An 18,635-nucleotide genomic window follows, 5' to 3' on the forward strand; every position below is an offset into this window, starting at 1 on the left:
CCTCGCCGAGATCCATGGTTGCCTACCTCGCCGTGGGCGTGACAGGCGGGAAGGCGAGACAAGGTTCCGACTGTGGTTTTTTTCAGATGGTTCCCGGGCGGCGCGTCAAGGACGGGCTTGTGCCGCGCCTGCGGCTTCGTTCGGGCAAAAGCGAAACGCCATGATGCGAGCAATGACGGGGCCTGAAGGCGGGATGGCGTTTTGCTTTTTGACGCGATGAATGGTCGCCCGCCAAGCGGTTGGGGAAAAAAGCTGAACACATCAGTTTTTCGCTCAGTCGTAACCCATAGACGCAGCCAACTGCGCCGCCGCCCATGCGCGGCCCGCTGATTACCGTGAGGCTTCTATGAGTACGACTCTGACTAGCGAAGGCCTGGAACATGAGCGCGACGATCTGTTCGCGCTGCACACCCTGCGTTTCAACATCAATGGCGAACAACGCCGGGTTCAGTTGCAGGCCTGGACCACGCTGTTGGACATGCTGCGTGAGCAACTGCAACTCACCGGCACCAAGAAGGGCTGCGACCACGGGCAATGTGGCGCGTGCACGGTGTTGCTCGATGGCAAGCGCATCAACAGCTGCCTGACGTTGGCGGTGATGCACGACGGCGCCGAGCTGACGACTATCGAAGGCGTGGCCAATGGCGAGGAGCTGCATCCGCTGCAGCGCGCGTTTATCAAGCACGACGCCTTTCAGTGCGGTTACTGCACGCCCGGGCAAATTTGCTCGGCGTTGGCGATGGCCGGAGAAAACCGCGCCCACAGCACCGACGAAATTCGCGAGCAAATGAGCGGCAATCTCTGCCGTTGCGGGGCCTACAACAACATTCTGGCGGCCATTGAAGAGGCGCTGCCGGCTTGTCGCGGCGGGCTGGAAGCCAGCGCGCCGGCGCTGGTCAAGAAGGGGGACGCGGCATGAGTCCCTTCGCCTATGCCCGGCCCACGGCGCTGGATGAAGCTCTGCGCTTGGCCGGGCCGCACGCGCGCTTCATTGCCGGTGGCACCAACCTGCTCGATTTGATGAAAGAGAACGTCGAGCGTCCGCAACGCTTGATCGATATCACCGGCCTGCCGCTGCACGAAGTCACCGATACGGTGGACGGCGGCTTGCTCATTGGCGCCTTGGTCAGCAACAGCGACCTCGCCTGGCACCCTCGCGTGGAGCGCGATTACCCGTTGCTGGCGCAGGCGATTCTGGCCGGCGCTTCACCGCAGCTGCGCAACATGGCCACCACCGGCGGCAACCTGCTGCAACGCACGCGCTGCCTGTATTTCTACGACACGGCCACGCCATGCAATAAGCGCGAGCCGGGTTCCGGTTGCAGCGCGCTCAAGGGCTTGAACCGTAATCACGCCATTCTTGGCGCCAGTGAACACTGCGTGGCGACCCATCCTTCGGACATGTGCGTGGCCCTCGCCGCCTTGCAGGCCAAGGTGCACGTAGCCGGGCCGCAAGGCGCGCGGGTGATTGCCTTTGCGGATTTTCATCGCCTGCCGGGCGATGAGCCGCAGCGCGACAACGTGCTGGCGCAGGACGAGCTGATTACCGCCATCGAACTGCCCGCGGCTGGTTTCGCCGCCCACAGCCATTACCTGAAAGTGCGCGACCGTGAGTCGTATGCCTTTGCCTTGGTATCGGTGGCGGCGGCGCTGGATATCGACGGCCATGTGATTCGGGAGGCGCGTATTGCCCTGGGTGGCGTGGCGCACAAACCGTGGCGCAACCCGGACGCCGAAGCGGCGCTGGTGGGCAAACCGGCGACCCCGGCGAACTTCCGTTTGGCTGCCGATTTGCTCCTCGACGGTGCCAATGGCCTGGGCCGCAATACCTTCAAAATTGAACTGGCGCGCCAGGCTGTGGTGCGTGCCCTCAACGATGCCGCGAAAGCAGGGGAGGCCGCATGAGCGCCACCGTCACCGCCCTTCACACGCCGCTGGAAGCGCCCATGGGCGTGCCGCTGGATCGCGTCGACGGCTACGCCAAAGTGACCGGCGAAGCGCGTTATGCAGCGGATTTCCACACGGCCGAGCTGACCTACGGCTGGGTCGTTTCCAGCCCCATCGCCCATGGCCGAATCGTCGATATCGATGCCCGCGCCGCCCTGGCATTGCCGGGCGTGTTGCTGGTGCTCAGCCACCTGAATCGGCCGGAGCTTGCTAGCTACGACGAGGCGTATATGGACGCCGACGCGGGCGATGGTTCACCGTTTCGTCCGTTCTATAACGACCGCATTCTCTACAGCGGCCAGCCGGTGGCGCTGGTGGTGGCGAAAACGCTGGAACAGGCGCGCATGGCTGCCGCCCAGGTGCACGTTGAATACCGCAGCGAGCCCCATCACACCGATCTGCGCGAGCAGTTGGGCAACAGTCACAAAGCCCCCGCCGAGTTGCCCGAACCGCGCGGCGATGTCGACGCGGCGCTGGCGCGCTCCACCGCCCGCGTCGACGTGGAATACGAGACGCCGATCGAGCACCACAACCCCATGGAGCCTCACGCCTCCACCGTGGTGGTGCAGCCCGATGGTGGCCTGCTGATTTACGACAAAACCCAGGGCACGCAAAACTGCCGCACCTTTGTCGAGCAAGTGTTCGGCCTGGAGCCGGGCAGCGTGCGGGTGGTAGCGCATTACGTGGGCGGCGCCTTTGGTTCCGGTCTGCGTCCGCAATACCAATTGACCTTGGCCGTGATGGCCGCGCTGAAGCTCAAGCGCTCAGTGCGCGTGGCACTCACTCGCCAGCAAATGTTCACCTTTGGCTACCGGCCGCGCACCATCCAGCGCCTGAGTCTGGGCGCCGATGCCAGCGGCAAGTTGCAAGCCATTCGCCATGAAGCCATCGCGCAAACCGCCAGTTTTGAGGACTTCACCGAGCACCTGGTCGAGTGGTCCGGCATGCTTTATCACTGCGATAACGTGGCGCTCGACTACCACTTGGTGCCGCTGAATGTGTACACGCCCTTAGACATGCGCGCGCCGGGCGCCGCCACGGGCGTGTTGGCATTGGAATGCGCTATCGACGAGTTGGCGTACGCCGCCAACGTCTGTCCGCTGAAGTTGCGTATCGAAAATTACAGCGACCGCAACCAGAACGAAGACAAACCCTACTCAAGCAAGGCCCTGCGTGAGTGCTACAGCGAAGGGGCCGAACGGTTTGGCTGGGCCAAACGCTCGCCCGAACCGCGCAGCATGCGCGACGGCAACGACCTGCTGGGCTGGGGCGTGGCCACTGGCGTCTGGGAAGCCATGCAACAGAAAGCCAGCGCTCGCGTGGTGCTCGACGTTTACGGACGGCTGCACGTCAGCAGCGCCGTGACCGACATCGGCACCGGCACCTACACCGCGCTCACGCAAATTGCAGCGGCGGCCATGGGACTGGACACCGATGACGTGGCGGTGCTGATCGGCGACTCCAGCCTGCCGACGTCGCCGCTGCAAGGCGGCTCGTTCACCATCTCCTCGGTCGGCAGCGCTGTGCAGCAAGCCTGTAGCGCCTTGCAAAAGGAACTGCTGGAAGCGGCGCAACAGCTCGATGATTCGCCGTTCGCCGAGGCCACTCGCGAGCAGGTTGAATTCGTTGACGGCGCATTGCGTCTGAAAGCAGACCCGAGCAAGCAGGTGGCCTTGGGCGAAATCGTTCGCGGCAGTGGCAGCGGGCATATCGAGGCCCATGTCGACGCTGAACCGGACCAAGAGAAACGCGACCCTTACGCCACCGCTACCCATTCGGCGGTGTTCGTGGAAGTGCGCGTCGATGAAGCACTGGGCAAAGTGCGCGTCAGCCGTGTGGTCAGCGCCATTGCCGCCGGGCGCGTGGTGAATCCGAAAACCGCCCGCAGCCAGATTCTCGGCGGCGTGGTGTGGGGCATCGGCATGGCCCTGCAGGAAGAGACGCAAATCGACCACAACCTGGGCCGCTACATGAACCACAACCTGGCCGAATACCACGTGCCGGTGCATGCCGACATGGGCGATATCGATGTGATTTTTGTCGACGAGCCCGACACCATCGTCAATGCCCTGGGCTCGAAAGGCGTCGGAGAGATTGGCCTGGTGGGCGTCGGCGCGGCGATCGCCAACGCCGTGTATCACGCCACCGGCAAACGCATTCGGGAGTTCCCGATTACGGTGGAGAAGGTGTTGTAGGCGCGGCGGGTTCCGGCGCGCTGAGGGTTTCGCGGTTGGCCAGGGTCGGGAACAGCTTGTACCAGGCGCCGGTAATCAACAGCGTGCCGACCCCGCCCATGACTACCGCGTTCACCGTGCCAAACCAGTGGGCGGTGAGGCCGGACTCGAACTCGCCGAGCTGATTGGACGCGCCGATAAACAAGCCATTCACCGCACTGACGCGGCCGCGCATGGCATCGGGTGTTTCCAGCTGCACGAAGGCGCCGCGAATGACCATGCTGATCATGTCGGCCGCGCCGAGAATCACCAGCACCAGCAGCGAGAACCACAACGAGGTCGACAATCCAAAGGCGATGGTCGCCACGCCAAACACGCCGACCGCAATAAACATCACGCGGCCCACCTTGCGCTTGATCGGAAAGCGCGCAATCCAGAACGCCATCAACAGCGCACCCACCGCTGGCGCCGAACGCAACATGCCCAGCCCCCACGGGCCGGTGAGCAGAATGTCCTTAGCAAACACCGGCAACAACGCCGTGGCACCGCCCAGCAGCACCGCGAACAGGTCCAGGGAAATGGCGCCGAAAATATCCGGGCGACTGCGAATAAAACGGATGCCCGCCAACAGCGAATGCACCGACGGCCGCTCTTGACTGAGCTTGGCCTGGTTCTTCGGCAAGCTCAGCATCAGCCCGCACGCCAACACATACAGGGCCGTGGTGGGCGCATACACCCAGATGCTGCCAAACGCATACAAGAAACCACCCAGCGCCGGGGCGACGATAGTGGCCGTTTGAATCGCCGACGAAGACGCCGCAATGGCCGCCGGAAACAACGCCGCCGGCACCAGGCTTGGCAACAACGCTTGGGTGGCCGGCATCTCAAAGGCACGGGTACTGCCGAGCAGGAAAGCCAACACAAAAATCATCTCGCGCGTGACATCGCCGCTGGTGCTGCCGAGCACCAAAGCCAAGGCAATCACCGCCTGACAACCCTGACAAAACGCCGCCACCTTGCGCCGGTCATAGCGGTCCGCCACGTGGCCGGTGTGCAACATAAACAGCACGCGCGGTAAGAACTCCACCAAGCCGACCCAGCCCAAGTCCATCACGCTGCCGGTGAGCTGATACATATGCCAACCGATCGCCACCGTCAGCATCTGAAAACCGCTGGCCGTGCACACGCGGGCGAGCCAGAACTTGAGAAACGGAACCTGATGACGCAGGAGCTGGGGCGTGGTGGTGGACATAGTTCATCTGGGGAGTTGGGGCGGGGAGGGCAGAGGCTAGCATGGCGGGGGGGCGCCACGGCTCGGAAGCGGCCAGTGATCGCCCGGTTTTTTTTGCATCGGTGAAGCAACAGCCCTCTCCCCCAGCCCCTCTCCCGCGAGCGGGCGAGGGGAGTTCAACATCGCCGTTTCCAGGAATCGCGGCTAAAGCCGCTCCCACAGATTCCACTGTCACTGTAGGAGCGGCCGGGCGGCGATCCGCTTTAGCCGCGATGCTGTTGATCTGCTGCTTTTGATCCACCGCTTTTGATCTACCCGCCCCATTCATCGCAGGCCGAGTGGAGTCGACGTGTAGGGGGTTGAGCGGCCGGGAGCCGCGAAAGGAACATCGGGCCATGGATGGCCCGTTGTGACGGCCCCCGGAGCGGCGGCGGAGCGAGGGAACCTGGAGCGCAGCGGAAGGCCAAGGTAGGGGCAAGCCTTTTGCCCCGATTTTCGGCGACTGGAAAAGCGGGTCGCGCGTAAGGCGCGAAACAAAACGTTCAGTACACGCGGTAATGAAATACCTCTGCACATCTACCGTGCGAGGCTTGAGACTCTGGATCCCGAATCGTCGGACCGCCGCGTTCGCGAGGATGACGGAGGTATGGCGAAGGATCTGCGTAAAGGTATTCGCCTAGCGGACGTTTCGGTGTCGTCTAAACGCCGGAAAACCTTCGCGCGACAATCCACCACATCAGCCCTCAACCCCCAAAAGCGTTAGGCTTTGACTCACATCAACACGCCATCAACCATGGCGTGTAGGGCCAAACCGCCCATCCCGTAACACGCCGCCCTAACAATAATTTCCTGAACCGATCGCAAATTTTCAGGGCTAACGAGAAGCCCCCACGAACGCGCGATAACTGATTTCTGACGAGGAATATCCATGTTTGGCTTAGAGGCGCTGGATCTGGCCCGAATGCAGTTCGCGTTCACCATTTCCTTTCACATCATCTTCCCCGCCATCACCATTGGCCTGGCCAGCTACCTGGCTGTGCTCGAAGGCCTGTGGCTGAAGACCCGCGACGAAACCTACCGCGACCTCTACCACTTCTGGTCGAAAATCTTCGCCGTTAACTTCGGTATGGGCGTGGTCTCGGGCCTGGTGATGGCCTATCAGTTCGGCACCAACTGGAGCGGTTTTTCCGATTTCGCCGGCGCCATCACCGGGCCGCTGCTCACCTACGAGGTGCTCACGGCGTTCTTCCTCGAAGCCGGTTTCCTCGGCGTGATGCTGTTTGGCTGGAACCGCGTAGGCCCTGGTTTGCACTTTTTCTCCACCGTGATGGTGGCCATCGGTACGTTGATTTCTACTTTCTGGATTCTCGCGTCCAACAGCTGGATGCACACCCCGCAAGGCTTCGACATTGTTGACGGACGCGTGGTGCCGCTGGACTGGTTCGCGGTGATTTTCAACCCGTCGTTCCCGTACCGCCTGATTCATATGTCCATCGCCGCCTTCCTGGCCACGGCGTTTTTTGTCGGCTCGTCGGCGGCCTGGCATTTGCTGCGCGGGCGCGGTAACCCGGCGATTCGCCGTATGTTGTCGATGGCCATGTGGATGGCGCTGATCGTGGCGCCGATTCAAATGGTGGTCGGCGATTTCCATGGCCTGAACACGCTTAAACACCAGCCGGCGAAAATCGCCGCCATCGAAGGCCACTGGGAAAACGTCGGCAACGAACCGACGCCGTTGATCCTGTTTGGCTGGCCCGACATGAAGGCGGAGAAAACCCGTTTCGCCGTCGAAATTCCGTACATGGGCAGCCTGATTCTGACCCACAGCCTGGACAAACAAGTGCCGGCGCTGAAGGAGTTCAAGGCTGAAGACCGGCCCAATTCCACCATCGTGTTCTGGACGTTCCGCATCATGGTCGCGCTCGGCTTGCTGATGTTGCTGACCGGCGTGTGGAGCCTTTGGTTGCGGTTTCGCGGTCGGCTGTATGAGTCCAAGCCGTTTCTGTACCTGGCCTTGTGGATGGGGCCGTCCGGCGTCATTGCCATTCTGGCCGGCTGGTTTACCACAGAGGTCGGCCGCCAGCCGTGGGTGGTGTACGGCCTGATGCGCACGGCCGATGCGTCGTCCAACCACAGCTTCGCGCAAATGAGCCTGACCCTGATTCTTTTCGTGGTGGTGTACTTCGCCCTGTTTGGCGCGGGGTTTGGCTACATGATGCGCCTGGTGCGCAAAGGCCCGATCACCGACGAAGGCCGCGAGCCACGCGAAGGCGGACCGGGGACCAAACGGACACCGGCGCGGCCGTTGTCGGCGCCGGGTGAAGGCCTGGAAACTGACCAGAACCTGGGCAGAGGTAACTGAGTATGGGCGGTATCGATCTTTCGTTGATCTGGGCGGTAATTATCGTCTTCGGCATCATGATGTACGTGGTCATGGACGGCTTCGACCTGGGCATCGGCATCCTCTTCCCGTTTGTGAAAGACGACGGCGAACGGGACATCATGATGAACACCGTGGCGCCGGTCTGGGACGGTAACGAGACCTGGCTGGTGCTGGGCGGCGCGGGTCTGTTCGGGGCCTTTCCGCTGGCGTATTCGGTGGTGCTCAGCGCCTTGTATTTGCCGCTGATTTTTATGCTGCTGGGCCTGATCTTTCGCGGCGTGGCGTTCGAGTTCCGCTTCAAAGCCAAAGAGCACAAGCGCCATCTGTGGGACAAAGCCTTTATCGGTGGCTCGCTGACCGCCACGTTCTTTCAGGGCGTGGCGCTGGGGGCGTATATCGACGGCTTGCCCGTGGTTAACCGCACCTATGCCGGCGGCTCGCTGGATTGGTTGGCGCCGTTCCCGTTGTTCTGCGGCGTGGCGTTGATTGCCGCCTACGCGCTGCTGGGCTGCACTTGGCTGATCATGAAAACCGAAGGCCGTTTGCAAAAGCAGATGCACGACATGGCGCGGCCCCTGGCATTCGTGCTGCTGGGCGTGACCGGCGTGGTCAGCTTGTGGACGCCATTGGCCCATAGCGAAATCGCCGAACGCTGGTTCAGCCTGCCAAACCTGTTCTATTTCCTGCCGGTTCCGGTGCTGGTGCTGGTGACCTTCGTCGCCCTGCTGCGCGCCGTGGAGCGCAACCGCAACTATGTGCCGTTCCTGCTGACGCTGGTGCTGATTTTCCTGGGCTACAGCGGTTTGGGCATCAGCTTATGGCCAAACATCATTCCGCCGTCGGTAAGCATCTGGCAGGCCGCGTCGCCGCCGTCGAGCCAGGGCTTCATTCTGGTCGGCGCGCTATTCATCATCCCGTTCATCCTGATGTACACCGCCTGGAGCTACTACGTATTCCGCGGCAAGGTGACACCGGATCAGGGCTATCACTAGGGGGCGCGGCGATGGAAACGAGCGACAAACAACCCTTCTGGAAACGCCTCGGCTGGCTGGTCCTCATCTGGACCGCCAGCGTGCTGGCCCTGGGCGTGGTGTCGTATTTGCTGCGCCTGTTTATGCAGGCCGCGGGCATGAGTACGCCGTAGGCCGAGGCGGGCGTTTAACAACGCACCCCTGTAGGAGAGGCTTCAGCCTCGAGCGTTTGATCTCCAGCGCCGCCCCGCCTCCTCGCCATCACTCGCATTTGAAATCAATTCTCAACAAAGGTATGTTGCGCTTCCCTCGTTTCAGCCGGACGCCGCCGTGCCTTCGCCTCTCGACCCTCACTCTGCGGATGATCCGTTCCAGCGCCATGCCGGCGAGCTGCTGCGTTTTTTCCAGCGGCAGTTGAAGTGCGCCGAGTTGGCGGCCGATTTGCGCCAGGAAGCGTGGTTGCGTTTCAGCCGCCGGGAACCGACGGAGGAAATCGGCAACTTGCGGGCGTTTTTGTACCGCATCGCGCGCAATCTGATCATTGACCACCACCGTCAGCAGGAAGCTCGCCCTACCCAAGAAGCCATGGACGATCAGCTGGAATCCGAGCTGCCCGGTCCCGAGCGCATCGCCAGCGGCGCGCAAGGTGTGAGCCGTTTGCAGAACGTGCTCGACGGTTTGCCCGAGCATTTGCGCCAGGCGCTGCTGTGGAATCGGCTCGACGGCCTGACCCAGCGTGAAATCGGCGAGCGCCTCGGTGTCTCGGAAAGCATGGCCGGACGCTATATCCTCAAGGCCCTCGAAACCTGTCAGCAGCACATGGACGCCGGCCAATGACGCACACCCAACCCGCGACCGACCTGCCCTTGGCGCAAGCGCGCGAATGGCAGGTGCTGCTGCATTCCGGGCGCGCGACGGCGGCGGACCATGCACGGCTTGATGCCTGGCGGGCGGCGTCGCCGCAGAACGCCGAGGCTATGCAGCAGGTGGAACGTCTGTGGTCGCTGCTCGGCGAAGTGTCGCGGCCGGCGCCGGCCGCGAACGTGGTCAAGGTGAAGCGGGCCCATCGCGCGGCGCGCTGGGGTTTGCCGCTGGCCGCAGCCGCCGCGTTGCTGCTGGCGGTGTGGCTGCCGCAAGGCACCTGGGTCGGCCTGTACGCCGATTACCACACCCAGCCCGGCGAGGTGCGCGAGGTGCGCTTGAGCGATGGGTCGGTGCTCACGCTCAACGGTGACACGGCGCTGGATTGGTCGGTCAGCGAAGGCCGCCGCGAGGTGAAGTTGTATCGCGGCGAAGCGGATTTTCAGGTCGCTCACGACGCCACCCAGCCGTTCTTCGTGCTCGCCGGCCCGGCGCAGATTCGCGTCACCGGCACCCGGTTCGACGTCCACTACAGCGGCGACCAGCAGGTTCAACTGGCCGTCAGTCAGGGCCAGGTGCACGTCAGCGACGGCAACCAACCCGCGCAGTTTGTGAACGCGCACCAGCAGATCGCCTGGCGCAACGGCGCACTGCAAACCCTCGAACCGCTGGACGAAGCACAACGTCTGGCCTGGCAGCGCGGGCGTCTGGTGTTCCGTTCGCAGCCGCTGGTGGAGGTGTTCGCCCAACTGCAACGGGTGCAGGGTGAGCGCGTGCTGTTTCTGGACGACGCGGCGCGGCGCCTGCAAGTGACCGGGGTATTTGCCAGCGCCGACCCGAACGCGCTGCTGCGTGCCATTGAAAGCACTCTACCGGTGCGCCTCACGCGTCTGCCGGGGCTGTTGCTGGTGTCTTCACGCGAGCCGGCGGCCCAGTAAATTCGCGGTCTGGAAGGCGGCGCGGAAAATAATCGAAAAAAATGTGCGGCGTCGGTTCAGAAAGCTTGCGCGCTTACGTCTTCTGTTTTTGCAAATGCGAAGTTCTCGCAAAAGAGAACGGAAGCAACAGACCCGGCAGAACAGGACATCACCATGGGCCGCAAGCCACCGCGCGTTTTTCACTCTTTCCTGGCCATTCCGTTGGCCTGCGCCAGCCTGGCGGCGTCGGCCGTCGAACTGAACGTGCCGGCGCAAAGCCTGGAAGCGGCGCTGACCGATTTCGCTGAACAGGCCAACGTGCGCCTACTCTACGACGCCGGCCTCACGCGCAGCCAGCAGGCGCCGGCGCTACAGGGTGATTACTCGGTGGCAGACGGTCTGCAGCGCTTGCTGCAAGGTTCTGGCCTGACTTACCGCATCGACGCCGACGGCACCGTGAACGTGCAGCCGATTCCGGCAGATACCGGCGCGGTCGAGCTGGACGTAACCAACGTCAACAGCGTGGCCGATGGCCGTCGCGACCTGCCGGAAACCTACGCCGGCGGCGACGTGGCCCGTGGCGCGCGCGTCGGTGTGCTGGGCAACCAAGACATGCAAGACGTGCCCTTCAGCGTGTCGAGTTACACCAGCCAACTGATCGAAAACCGCCAGGCCCAAAGCCTGGGCGAGGTGATGGACAGCGACCCGGCGGTGCGTCAGTCCTATGGCTTCGGCAACTTCTCGCAAGTGTTCGTGATCCGTGGCCTGCAGCTGTATTCCGACGACATCTCGCTGAACGGTTTGTATGGCGTGCTGCCGCGCCAGATCATCTCCACTGAAGCAGTGGAACGAGTCGAAGTGTTCAAGGGCTCGAACGCCTTTCTCAACGGCGTGTCGCCCGGCGGTAGCGGCGTGGGCGGCGGTATCAATATCGTCTCCAAGCACGCCGAAGACACGCCCACGCGCAGCGCCACGGTCGATTACAGCAGCAGCGACCGCGTCGGTGGCAGCTTCGATCTGGGCCAGCGTTTCGGCGAGGACAATAAATTCGGCGTGCGCGTGAACATGGCCAAACGCGATGGCGAAACGGCGGTAGACGACGAGCATCAGCACTTCAGCCTGGTGGCGTTTGGCCTGGACTACCGGGGCGAGCGCCTGCGTGTATCGACCGACTTTGGCTACCAGAAGCAGCGCGTCAACGAAGGCCGCTCGGTGGTTTACCTCACGCCCGCCTCGCTAAGCAAAACCCCGAGAGTGCCAGACGCCGACCACAACTACTCCCAGCCCTGGGCGTATTCGCAAATGGAAGACACCTTCGGCATGGCCACGGTCGAATTCGACCTCAACGACACCTGGACCCTCTACGGCGCCGCTGGCGGCAAGTACACCCGCGAGAACGGCGTGTACTCGTCGCTGTACGTCAGTAGCCTGGATGGCAGCGGACGAGTCGGGCGCCTCTACGCCCCGCGCGATGAAGAAAGCCGCAGCGCCCTTGGCGGTTTGCGCGGCACGTTCGACACCGGGCCGGTCAGCCATAAGCTCAATTTCGGCTTGAGCGGCAACTGGCGCGAATGGCGCAGCGCCAACGAGTCCACCGATCTCGGCAACCGCTTGCCGGGCAACCTGTACGACCCGTTTGACAGCCCCGTGCCACGCGCCACGATCAACGGCGATATCCATGACCCGCGCAAGACCGGATCCTCAATCGCCCGCAGCGCCGCCATTTCCGACACCTTGGGGTTCTTTGACGAGCGCGTGTTGTTCACCCTTGGCATTCGTCGTCAGCAGATCGTTACCAGCGCCTGGAGCGCCCGCACCGGTGTGCGCAGCTCGGACTACGACCAGAGCATCAACACGCCCGTATACGGTCTGGTGATCAAGCCCACGGAGTACCTGTCGTTCTACGCCAACCGCATCGAAGGACTGTCGCCGGGGCAGGTGAGCACGGCAGAGCGAAACCGTGGTGAGATGTTCCCGCCGTATCGTTCGAAGCAAATCGAAGCGGGCGTGAAACTTGACTGGCAAACCTTCGGCGCCAGTTTTGGCGTGTACCGCATCGAGCAGCCGCAGCTGGTTACCGTCAACAACGTCTCCAGCGTAGACGCCGAGCAGCGCAACCGCGGCATTGAAGTGAGCGTTTTCGGCGAACCGCTTCCGGGCTTACGCCTGTTGGCCGGCGGTACGTGGGTGGACACCGAACTGCGCGGCACGGTGGCCAGCGTCGGCACCCCGGCACGCACCGTGCGCGGCGTGAACGACGGCAATCGTGCCGTGGGCGTACCCAACTTCCAATACAACCTGAGCGCCGACTGGGATGTGCCGGGCGTGCAAGGCCTGGCCGTCAATGGCCTGTTGCTGCGCACCGGCGGGCAATACTACGACTCGGCCAACGACCTGAGCATTCCCGCCTGGACCCGCATCGACTTGGGGGCGCGTTATGCCTTCAAGCTGGATGAGCGCGATATCACCTTGCGCGCCGGGATGGAAAACGTCGCGAATAAGGATTATTGGGAGTCGGCCAATGGCGGGTACTTGACGCAGGGCGCGCCGAGGACGGTGAAGGTGTCGGCTACGGTGGATTTTTGAGGGGGGAGGGTGTTGAGGTTTGGCTCGGGTGCGGTGCTTGGCTGACGACTCTGGATTCCGAATCGTCGGACCGCCGCCTGCGCGGGAATGACGGGATACGGATTTACGAAAGTGTTTAAGTAAACACCGTCATTCCCGCGAAGGCGGGAATCCAGAATGCTGCGTCGAACTCGGTCCCGGCATTTGGAACCAACCTACGACCTACTTAACCCCCTTCAACACCACAAACTTCGGATTCGCCGCCACCTGCTCAACCCCTCGAAACAGCCGCTTCAACTTGGCGTGATACCCCAGGTGCCGGTTGCCCACAATCCACAACTCGCCCCCCGTCACCAACGCCGCGCGCGCCTGCTGAAACATGCGCCACGCGAGAAAATCACCGACCACTTGCTGCTGATGAAACGGCGGATTGCACAGCACGATATCCAGCGAATCCTCTTCCTGCTCGGCCAACCCATCATCGGCACGAATCGTCACCGCCCGCTCGCCCAGCGCCGCTTGCCAGTTCTCGGCCGCTGATTGCACGGCCATGTACGACTCATCCACCAGCGTCAGCTGGGCATCAGGGTTGGCCAGGGCGCAGGCGATGCCGAGCACGCCGTTGCCGCAGCCGAGGTCAGCGACGCGGGCGCTGCCGATGTTTTTTGGCAGGTGCGGAAGGAAGGCGCGGGTGCCGATGTCCAGGCCTTCGCGGCAGAACACGTTGGCGTGGTTGAGCAGCTCCAGGCGCGGCGAATCGAGCAGATAACGGCTGGGGTAGGGCGATGCGACCGGGGCTTTATGCGTCGGCGTCACCAGCAGCAGGCGAGCTTTTTTCACGGCCAGCGAGGCCTGCACCGGACCGACGTATTGCTCCAGCAAATCGCCAGCGCTGCGTGGCAAGTGCTTGACCATGCCGGCCGCCACCACCTGGGCGCCGGGGGCGAGTTGGCCGTGCAGGCGAATCAGCTGTTCTTCCAGCAGCGCCAGGGTTTTGGGGATGCGCATCAGCACCCAGTCGAACGGCCCTTGCACAGTTTGGCTGGCAGGCACGAACTGCACGCTGTCCGCCGCCAAGCCATTGCACGCCAGGTTATTGCGCAACGCCAGCGCACCCAGGTGCGAGTCGCCGCTGCTGATGATCTGCGCCTTGCCCGCCAGGCTCGCCGCCAATGCGCCAAAGCTGTCGTTGAGCAGCAGCACGCGCGCCTCGGGCGCCAGACCCTGTTCGGCCAGATGGTTGAGCAGGTATTCGTCCGCCGCGTCGAACGCCTGCAACGGGTCGTCGCGCTGGGGCGGCTGGCGGAACAGGTCGAGAGAAGCGAAGGGCGTGGTGAAAACAGGCATGGTGCGAACCGCTGAAGAGCAAGGGCGGCAATGATGGCGGATGTGCTCGATGCTGCAAAGTGGCGTAAGCCGGGCGCGCCGTTTGGCTGGCTAAAACCCCATGCTTTGCAGGTATTGCCGCGCCGCACTTTGCGCGACACTTGGGCTATCGGCTTTGAAAGGATGTGTGCGTATGACCGCTAGCGACGACAAGTTCACCCGCGAAACCTTGCTGGACGTGCGGCCCTGGTCGCCAACCCTGTTCAGCCTGCGCTGCACCCGCGACGCCGGCTTTCGCTTCCGCGCCGGGCAGTTCGCGCGCCTGGGCGTGCAGAAGGCCGACGGCAGCGTGGTGTGGCGTGCCTATTCAATGCTGTCGGCGCCCCATGACGAACACTTGGAATTCTTCTCCATCGTGGTGCCGGGCGGGGAATTCACCAGCGAGCTGAGCCGCTTGCAGGTTGGCGACGAATTGCTGGTGGAGCGTCAGGCGGTGGGCTATCTGACCCTGGACCGTTTCGTCGATGGCCGCGATTTGTGGCTGATCGGCACCGGCACCGGCTTGGCGCCGTTTTTGTCGATTTTGCAAGACTTCGAGGTGTGGCAGCGCTTCGAGCGCGTGGTGCTGGTGTACAGCGCCCGCAGCAGAAGCGAGTTGGCTTATCAGGACATGATTGCCGGCCTGATGCAGCGCGATTACCTGGCCGAATACGCCGACAAGTTTGTTTACGTGCCCATCGTTACCCGCGAAGCAGTGCCCGGCGCGCTGCATGGCCGCGTCACCGGATTGATCGCCAATGGCGAACTGGAAAAAGCGGCCGGGCTTGAACTGACGCCGGAGCATTCACGGGTGATGCTGTGCGGCAACCCGCAAATGATCGACGACTGCCGCGCCGTGCTGAAAACCCGCGACATGCAGCTGAGCCTGACCCGCCGGCCAGGCGCGGTGGCGGTGGAGAATTACTGGTAAAGGTCGCGTTCAATTGCGGGAGCGGCCGGACGGCGATCCGCTTTAGCCGCGGGTTTTTTAGCTCGCGTGCTGCTCCGAAAACTCGCCGATTACTTCGTCAAAAATCGCTAATGCCTGCGCCACCTGCTCGGGATTGACAATGCAAGGCGGCACCACGTGAATGCGGTTTTCGACGACAAAAGTCAGCAACCCCCGCGCCTGAAACGCGGCTTTCATCTGCGCCATCACCGGCGCCGCCAGCGGCGTTTTCTTCTGCCGGTCGCTGACCAGTTCCAACGCCCAGAACAAGCCAATGCCACGCGCTTCGCCAATCAACGCGTGCTTGGCCGCCAGTGCTTTAAGGCCAGGCCCGAGGTATTCCTGGCCAATCATGCGGGCGTTGTCGACGATGCCTTCTTCGGCCATCACATCCAGCGTGGCGACAATCGCCGCCATCGCCAGCGGGTGCCCGGAATAGGTCAGGCCACCGGGGAAAAAGCGGTTCTCGTAGAACTCGGCAATCGGCTGCGAAATCATCACGCCGCCAGCCGGCACGTAGCCTGAGTTCACGCCTTTGGCGAAGCAGATCAGGTCCGGCACTACGTCGAAATTGTCCAGCGCCAGCCAGGCGCCGGTGCGGCCGAAGCCGGCCATCACTTCGTCGAGAATCAGCACGATGCCGAACTCGTCCGCCAGCGCTCGCACGCCTTTCATGTAGCCCTTGGGCGGCACCAGAATGCCGGCGGTGCCAGGCACGCTTTCGAGCAAAATCGCCGCCACCGAGTTCGGCCCTTCGCATTCGATAATTCGGCGCAGGTGCTGCAACGCTCGCTCGCATTCCTGCTCTTCACTGCCGGCGTAAAACTCGGTGCGGTACAGGTACGGATTGAAAAAATGCACATGGCCTCGGGCGAATTCATTCGGCACGCGGCGCAAGTCGCCGGTGGCGGCAATCGCCGACCCGGTGCTGCCGTGGTAGGAGCGGTAGGCCGAGAGAATTTTGTCGCGCCCCGTGAACTGGCGCGCCATGCGCATGGCGTTTTCGTTGGCGTCGGCACCGGCGTTGGTGAAGAACACTTTGCTGAAGGTGCTCGGCGCGTGGGACAGGATGCGTTTGGCCGCTTCGCCGCGCATCAGGTTGGCGGTGGCGGGCGCGACCGTCACCAGCGAGCCGGCCTGTTCTTGAATGGCGGCGATCACTTTCGGGTGTTGGTGGCCAATGTTGGTGTTGACCAACTGGCTGCTGAAATCCAGGTACTGATTGCCGTCGTAATCCCACAGCGTGCAACCCTGACCGCCGGCGATCACCAACGGATTGAGGGCGCTCTGGATCGACCAGGAATGGAACACGAACTGGCGGTCGAGGGCGTGGACGTAGGCGTTGGAAATCTCGGTGCTCATGGCGGACCTCGCGAGCTGGACGGGGAATGGCGCCACCTTAGGAATAAACGCTGGCGGGGTCGTAGGGCCAGTTGGGGGGAAAGGGTGGGTCAGGGGATTTTTCGTTTGCAGGTTGCCCTCTCCCCTAGCCCCTCTCCCGCAAGCGGGCGAGGGGAACCTAACCGCGTACGCTGCTGGTCTCCCCTCGCCCGCTTGCGGGAGAGGGGCCGGGGGAGAGGGCCGAATCCACCGCAATTCCATCTGGCCCATCGCGCCGACGCATCTGCCCCTATCCAATCCAGCCAGCCCCGCTAGTCTTACCCCATCCCATTTCACCAGGAGCCTGCAATGGCCCACGCCTTCGAACTCAACCGCGCCCCCGCCGCCGAGGTGCTTGCTGCCGACCTCAATACCCCCGCCATCCGCGAGGCGCGAATCGACCTGGCGGCGTGCTTTCGCATGGCCGCCCACTTGGGCATGGGCGAGGGTATTTGCAACCACTTCTCGGTGGTGCTGCCCGGCCACCCGCAGCTGTTTCTGGTCAATCCCTATGGCTTGGCCTTTGCCGAGGTCACGGCGTCGTCGTTGCTGATTTGCGACTTCCAGGGGCGTGTGGTGCTGGGCGAGGGCAAACCCGAGGCCACGGCGTTTTTTATTCACGCCCAACTGCACCGTTTGAACCCGCGCGCCACGGCGGCCTTTCACACCCACATGCCCAACGCCACCGCGCTGTGCATGCTCGAAGGGGAACCGTTTGTGTGGGCCGGGCAAACCGCGTTGAAGTTCTACGAACGCCTGGCCGTCGATGAGCATTACAACGGCCTGGCGCTGGACAACGCCGAAGGCGAACGCATTGCCCGCGCGGCCGGCAATGCCGATGTGGTGATGCTGAAAAACCACGGCCCGCTGGTGCTGGGGCGGAGCATCGCCGAGGCCTGGGACGACCTCTATTACCTCGAACGCGCCGCCGAGGTGCAGCTCAAAGCCATGAGCAGCGGCCGCCCGCTAAAACCCGTGTCCCATGAAATTGCCAGCGCGGCGAGCAAGCAAATGCTGATCGGCAACGCCGAAAGTGCGCGGTTGCATTTGGATAGCGTGAAGCGGCAGTTGGCCAAGCGCGAGCCGGAGTACAGCGTTTGAATTGGGCGCGCGATGCTTGTTAAAGGCATCGCGGCTAAAGCCGCTCCTACAAGGTTGCGGTGAGGGTCTAGATAGCCACCAACCCGCGCACGCCATCCGCTTCCATGCTCTCGCCGCGTCCCTGCTGCACGATCTCGCCGCGTGACATCACCAGGTACTGGTCCGCCAGCTCCGCCGCGAAGTCGTAGAACTGCTCCACCAGCAAAATCGCCATGTCGCCACGGGCGGCGAGCTTTTTGATCACAGCGCCGATTTCCTTGATCACCGAGGGCTGAATGCCTTCGGTGGGCTCGTCGAGAATCAGCAGGCGCGGGTTGCTTGCCAGGGCGCGGCCAATCGCCAATTGCTGCTGCTGACCGCCAGACAAATCGCCGCCGCGGCGCTGCTTCATTTCCTTGAGTACCAGGAACAGCTCGTAGATAAACGCCGGCACTTCCTTGGCCTGCGAGCCGGGGAAGCGCGACAGGCCCATCAGCAGGTTTTCTTCCACCGTCAGCCGGCCGAAAATCTCCCGGCCCTGGGGCACGTACGCGATACCGGCGTGCACGCGCTGGTGCGGTTTGAACTGGGTGATGGGCTTGCCTTCCCACTGCACCGCGCCTTCCTTGGACGGGATCAAGCCCATCAGGCATTTGAGCAACGTGGTTTTGCCCACGCCATTGCGGCCCAGCAGGCAGGTGACTTCGCCAACTTTGGCCTCGAACGACAAGCCGCGAAGAATGTGGCTGCCGCCGTAGAACTGGTGGAGTTTTTCGACTTGAAGCATGTATGTGTCCTTGGTCTGGTGGGGC

The 18,635-nt window shown here is 62.9% G+C and carries 15 protein-coding genes; 11 read left to right on the top strand and 4 right to left on the bottom strand.

Translation table 11 applies throughout. The annotated features are described in order from the left end of the window. The first annotated feature begins 346 nt into the window (after positions 1 to 346). From ACZZ0Q_RS03260 to ACZZ0Q_RS03270, 3 genes are read left to right on the top strand one after another with little or no spacing between them, the layout of a single operon-like run. Positions 347 to 919 (top strand): (2Fe-2S)-binding protein, encoded by a 573-nt coding sequence (locus tag ACZZ0Q_RS03260; RefSeq protein ID WP_463540095.1) that lies wholly within the window; start codon positions 347 to 349, stop codon positions 917 to 919. After that, positions 916 to 1,905, top strand: a complete 990-nt coding sequence (locus tag ACZZ0Q_RS03265; protein ID WP_463540094.1) for an FAD binding domain-containing protein — start codon at positions 916 to 918, stop codon at positions 1,903 to 1,905. The genes ACZZ0Q_RS03260 and ACZZ0Q_RS03265 overlap by 4 nt, the downstream gene beginning before the upstream one ends. Then, positions 1,902 to 4,142 (top strand): xanthine dehydrogenase family protein molybdopterin-binding subunit, encoded by a 2,241-nt coding sequence (locus tag ACZZ0Q_RS03270; RefSeq protein ID WP_463540093.1) that lies wholly within the window; start codon positions 1,902 to 1,904, stop codon positions 4,140 to 4,142. Before ACZZ0Q_RS03265 ends, ACZZ0Q_RS03270 begins: the two co-directional genes overlap by 4 nt. Here the strand turns inward: ACZZ0Q_RS03270 and ACZZ0Q_RS03275 are convergent. After that, on the bottom strand, positions 4,120 to 5,373 hold the full coding sequence (locus ACZZ0Q_RS03275; RefSeq protein ID WP_463540092.1) for an MFS transporter: 1,254 nt from the start codon (positions 5,371 to 5,373) through the stop codon (positions 4,120 to 4,122). The two genes, ACZZ0Q_RS03270 and ACZZ0Q_RS03275, sit on opposite strands and share 23 nt — an antisense overlap. 907 nt (positions 5,374 to 6,280) lie before the next feature. On the opposite strand from ACZZ0Q_RS03275, the gene ACZZ0Q_RS03280 reads away from it, so the two are divergent. The 6 genes from ACZZ0Q_RS03280 (at position 6,281) to ACZZ0Q_RS03305 (ending at position 13,070) form a co-directional block, all read left to right on the top strand. Next, on the top strand, positions 6,281 to 7,714 hold the full coding sequence (locus tag ACZZ0Q_RS03280; RefSeq protein WP_122494630.1) for a cytochrome ubiquinol oxidase subunit I: 1,434 nt from the start codon (positions 6,281 to 6,283) through the stop codon (positions 7,712 to 7,714). 2 nt (positions 7,715 to 7,716) lie between these two features. After that, positions 7,717 to 8,727 (top strand): cytochrome d ubiquinol oxidase subunit II, encoded by a 1,011-nt coding sequence (gene cydB / locus ACZZ0Q_RS03285; RefSeq protein WP_122494628.1) that lies wholly within the window; start codon positions 7,717 to 7,719, stop codon positions 8,725 to 8,727. A gap of 11 nt (positions 8,728 to 8,738) precedes the next feature. Next, positions 8,739 to 8,879: a DUF2474 domain-containing protein gene (locus tag ACZZ0Q_RS03290; RefSeq protein ID WP_463383824.1), complete on the top strand. Its 141-nt coding sequence runs from the start codon at positions 8,739 to 8,741 to the stop codon at positions 8,877 to 8,879. Between the two features lie 157 nt (positions 8,880 to 9,036). Beyond that, entirely contained in the window at positions 9,037 to 9,543 is a 507-nt protein-coding gene (locus ACZZ0Q_RS03295; RefSeq protein ID WP_463540091.1) for an RNA polymerase sigma factor, read from the top strand. After that, positions 9,540 to 10,505, top strand: a complete 966-nt coding sequence (locus ACZZ0Q_RS03300; protein ID WP_463540090.1) for a FecR family protein — start codon at positions 9,540 to 9,542, stop codon at positions 10,503 to 10,505. Before ACZZ0Q_RS03295 ends, ACZZ0Q_RS03300 begins: the two co-directional genes overlap by 4 nt. Before the next feature lie 153 nt (positions 10,506 to 10,658). Continuing rightward, on the top strand, positions 10,659 to 13,070 hold the full coding sequence (locus ACZZ0Q_RS03305) for a TonB-dependent siderophore receptor (RefSeq protein ID WP_463540089.1): 2,412 nt from the start codon (positions 10,659 to 10,661) through the stop codon (positions 13,068 to 13,070). Between the two features lie 201 nt (positions 13,071 to 13,271). On the opposite strand, the gene ACZZ0Q_RS03310 is transcribed toward ACZZ0Q_RS03305, so the two are convergent. Then, positions 13,272 to 14,396 carry a methyltransferase gene (locus ACZZ0Q_RS03310; protein ID WP_463560275.1) on the bottom strand — a complete coding sequence of 375 codons (1,125 nt, stop codon included), beginning with the start codon at positions 14,394 to 14,396 and terminating at the stop codon, positions 13,272 to 13,274. Positions 14,397 to 14,568: 172 nt separating this feature from the next. Between ACZZ0Q_RS03310 and ACZZ0Q_RS03315 the strand changes: the two genes are divergently transcribed. Beyond that, on the top strand, positions 14,569 to 15,345 hold the full coding sequence (locus tag ACZZ0Q_RS03315) for a ferredoxin--NADP reductase (RefSeq protein ID WP_463540087.1): 777 nt from the start codon (positions 14,569 to 14,571) through the stop codon (positions 15,343 to 15,345). A 57-nt stretch (positions 15,346 to 15,402) separates the two neighbouring features. On the opposite strand, the gene ACZZ0Q_RS03320 is transcribed toward ACZZ0Q_RS03315, so the two are convergent. Next, positions 15,403 to 16,725, bottom strand: a complete 1,323-nt coding sequence (locus ACZZ0Q_RS03320; protein ID WP_463540086.1) for an aminotransferase class III-fold pyridoxal phosphate-dependent enzyme — start codon at positions 16,723 to 16,725, stop codon at positions 15,403 to 15,405. Positions 16,726 to 17,052: 327 nt separating this feature from the next. Between ACZZ0Q_RS03320 and ACZZ0Q_RS03325 the strand changes: the two genes are divergently transcribed. Continuing rightward, positions 17,053 to 17,844: an aldolase gene (locus ACZZ0Q_RS03325; RefSeq protein ID WP_463540085.1), complete on the top strand. Its 792-nt coding sequence runs from the start codon at positions 17,053 to 17,055 to the stop codon at positions 17,842 to 17,844. A gap of 67 nt (positions 17,845 to 17,911) precedes the next feature. Here the strand turns inward: ACZZ0Q_RS03325 and urtE are convergent, their stop codons facing one another. Beyond that, positions 17,912 to 18,610, bottom strand: a complete 699-nt coding sequence (gene urtE / locus ACZZ0Q_RS03330; protein ID WP_463540084.1) for an urea ABC transporter ATP-binding subunit UrtE — start codon at positions 18,608 to 18,610, stop codon at positions 17,912 to 17,914. Between the last annotated feature and the right edge of the window lie 25 nt (positions 18,611 to 18,635).

The sequence above is a fragment of the Pseudomonas sp. AC070 genome (assembly GCF_979258635.1).

What these genes read in the sequence shown, in the direction of transcription:
- ACZZ0Q_RS03260 (WP_463540095.1), top strand. Translation starts at nt 347, where the DNA reads ATGAGTACGACTCTGACTAGCGAAGGCCTGGAACATGAGCGCGACGAT.
- ACZZ0Q_RS03265 (WP_463540094.1), top strand. Translation starts at nt 916, where the DNA reads ATGAGTCCCTTCGCCTATGCCCGGCCCACGGCGCTGGATGAAGCTCTG.
- ACZZ0Q_RS03270 (WP_463540093.1), top strand. Translation starts at nt 1,902, where the DNA reads ATGAGCGCCACCGTCACCGCCCTTCACACGCCGCTGGAAGCGCCCATG.
- ACZZ0Q_RS03275 (WP_463540092.1), bottom strand. Translation starts at nt 5,373, where the DNA reads ATGTCCACCACCACGCCCCAGCTCCTGCGTCATCAGGTTCCGTTTCTC.
- ACZZ0Q_RS03280 (WP_122494630.1), top strand. Translation starts at nt 6,281, where the DNA reads ATGTTTGGCTTAGAGGCGCTGGATCTGGCCCGAATGCAGTTCGCGTTC.
- cydB (WP_122494628.1), top strand. Translation starts at nt 7,717, where the DNA reads ATGGGCGGTATCGATCTTTCGTTGATCTGGGCGGTAATTATCGTCTTC.
- ACZZ0Q_RS03290 (WP_463383824.1), top strand. Translation starts at nt 8,739, where the DNA reads ATGGAAACGAGCGACAAACAACCCTTCTGGAAACGCCTCGGCTGGCTG.
- ACZZ0Q_RS03300 (WP_463540090.1), top strand. Translation starts at nt 9,540, where the DNA reads ATGACGCACACCCAACCCGCGACCGACCTGCCCTTGGCGCAAGCGCGC.
- ACZZ0Q_RS03305 (WP_463540089.1), top strand. Translation starts at nt 10,659, where the DNA reads ATGGGCCGCAAGCCACCGCGCGTTTTTCACTCTTTCCTGGCCATTCCG.
- ACZZ0Q_RS03310 (WP_463560275.1), bottom strand. Translation starts at nt 14,396, where the DNA reads ATGCCTGTTTTCACCACGCCCTTCGCTTCTCTCGACCTGTTCCGCCAG.
- ACZZ0Q_RS03315 (WP_463540087.1), top strand. Translation starts at nt 14,569, where the DNA reads ATGACCGCTAGCGACGACAAGTTCACCCGCGAAACCTTGCTGGACGTG.
- ACZZ0Q_RS03320 (WP_463540086.1), bottom strand. Translation starts at nt 16,725, where the DNA reads ATGAGCACCGAGATTTCCAACGCCTACGTCCACGCCCTCGACCGCCAG.
- ACZZ0Q_RS03325 (WP_463540085.1), top strand. Translation starts at nt 17,053, where the DNA reads ATGGCCCACGCCTTCGAACTCAACCGCGCCCCCGCCGCCGAGGTGCTT.
- urtE (WP_463540084.1), bottom strand. Translation starts at nt 18,610, where the DNA reads ATGCTTCAAGTCGAAAAACTCCACCAGTTCTACGGCGGCAGCCACATT.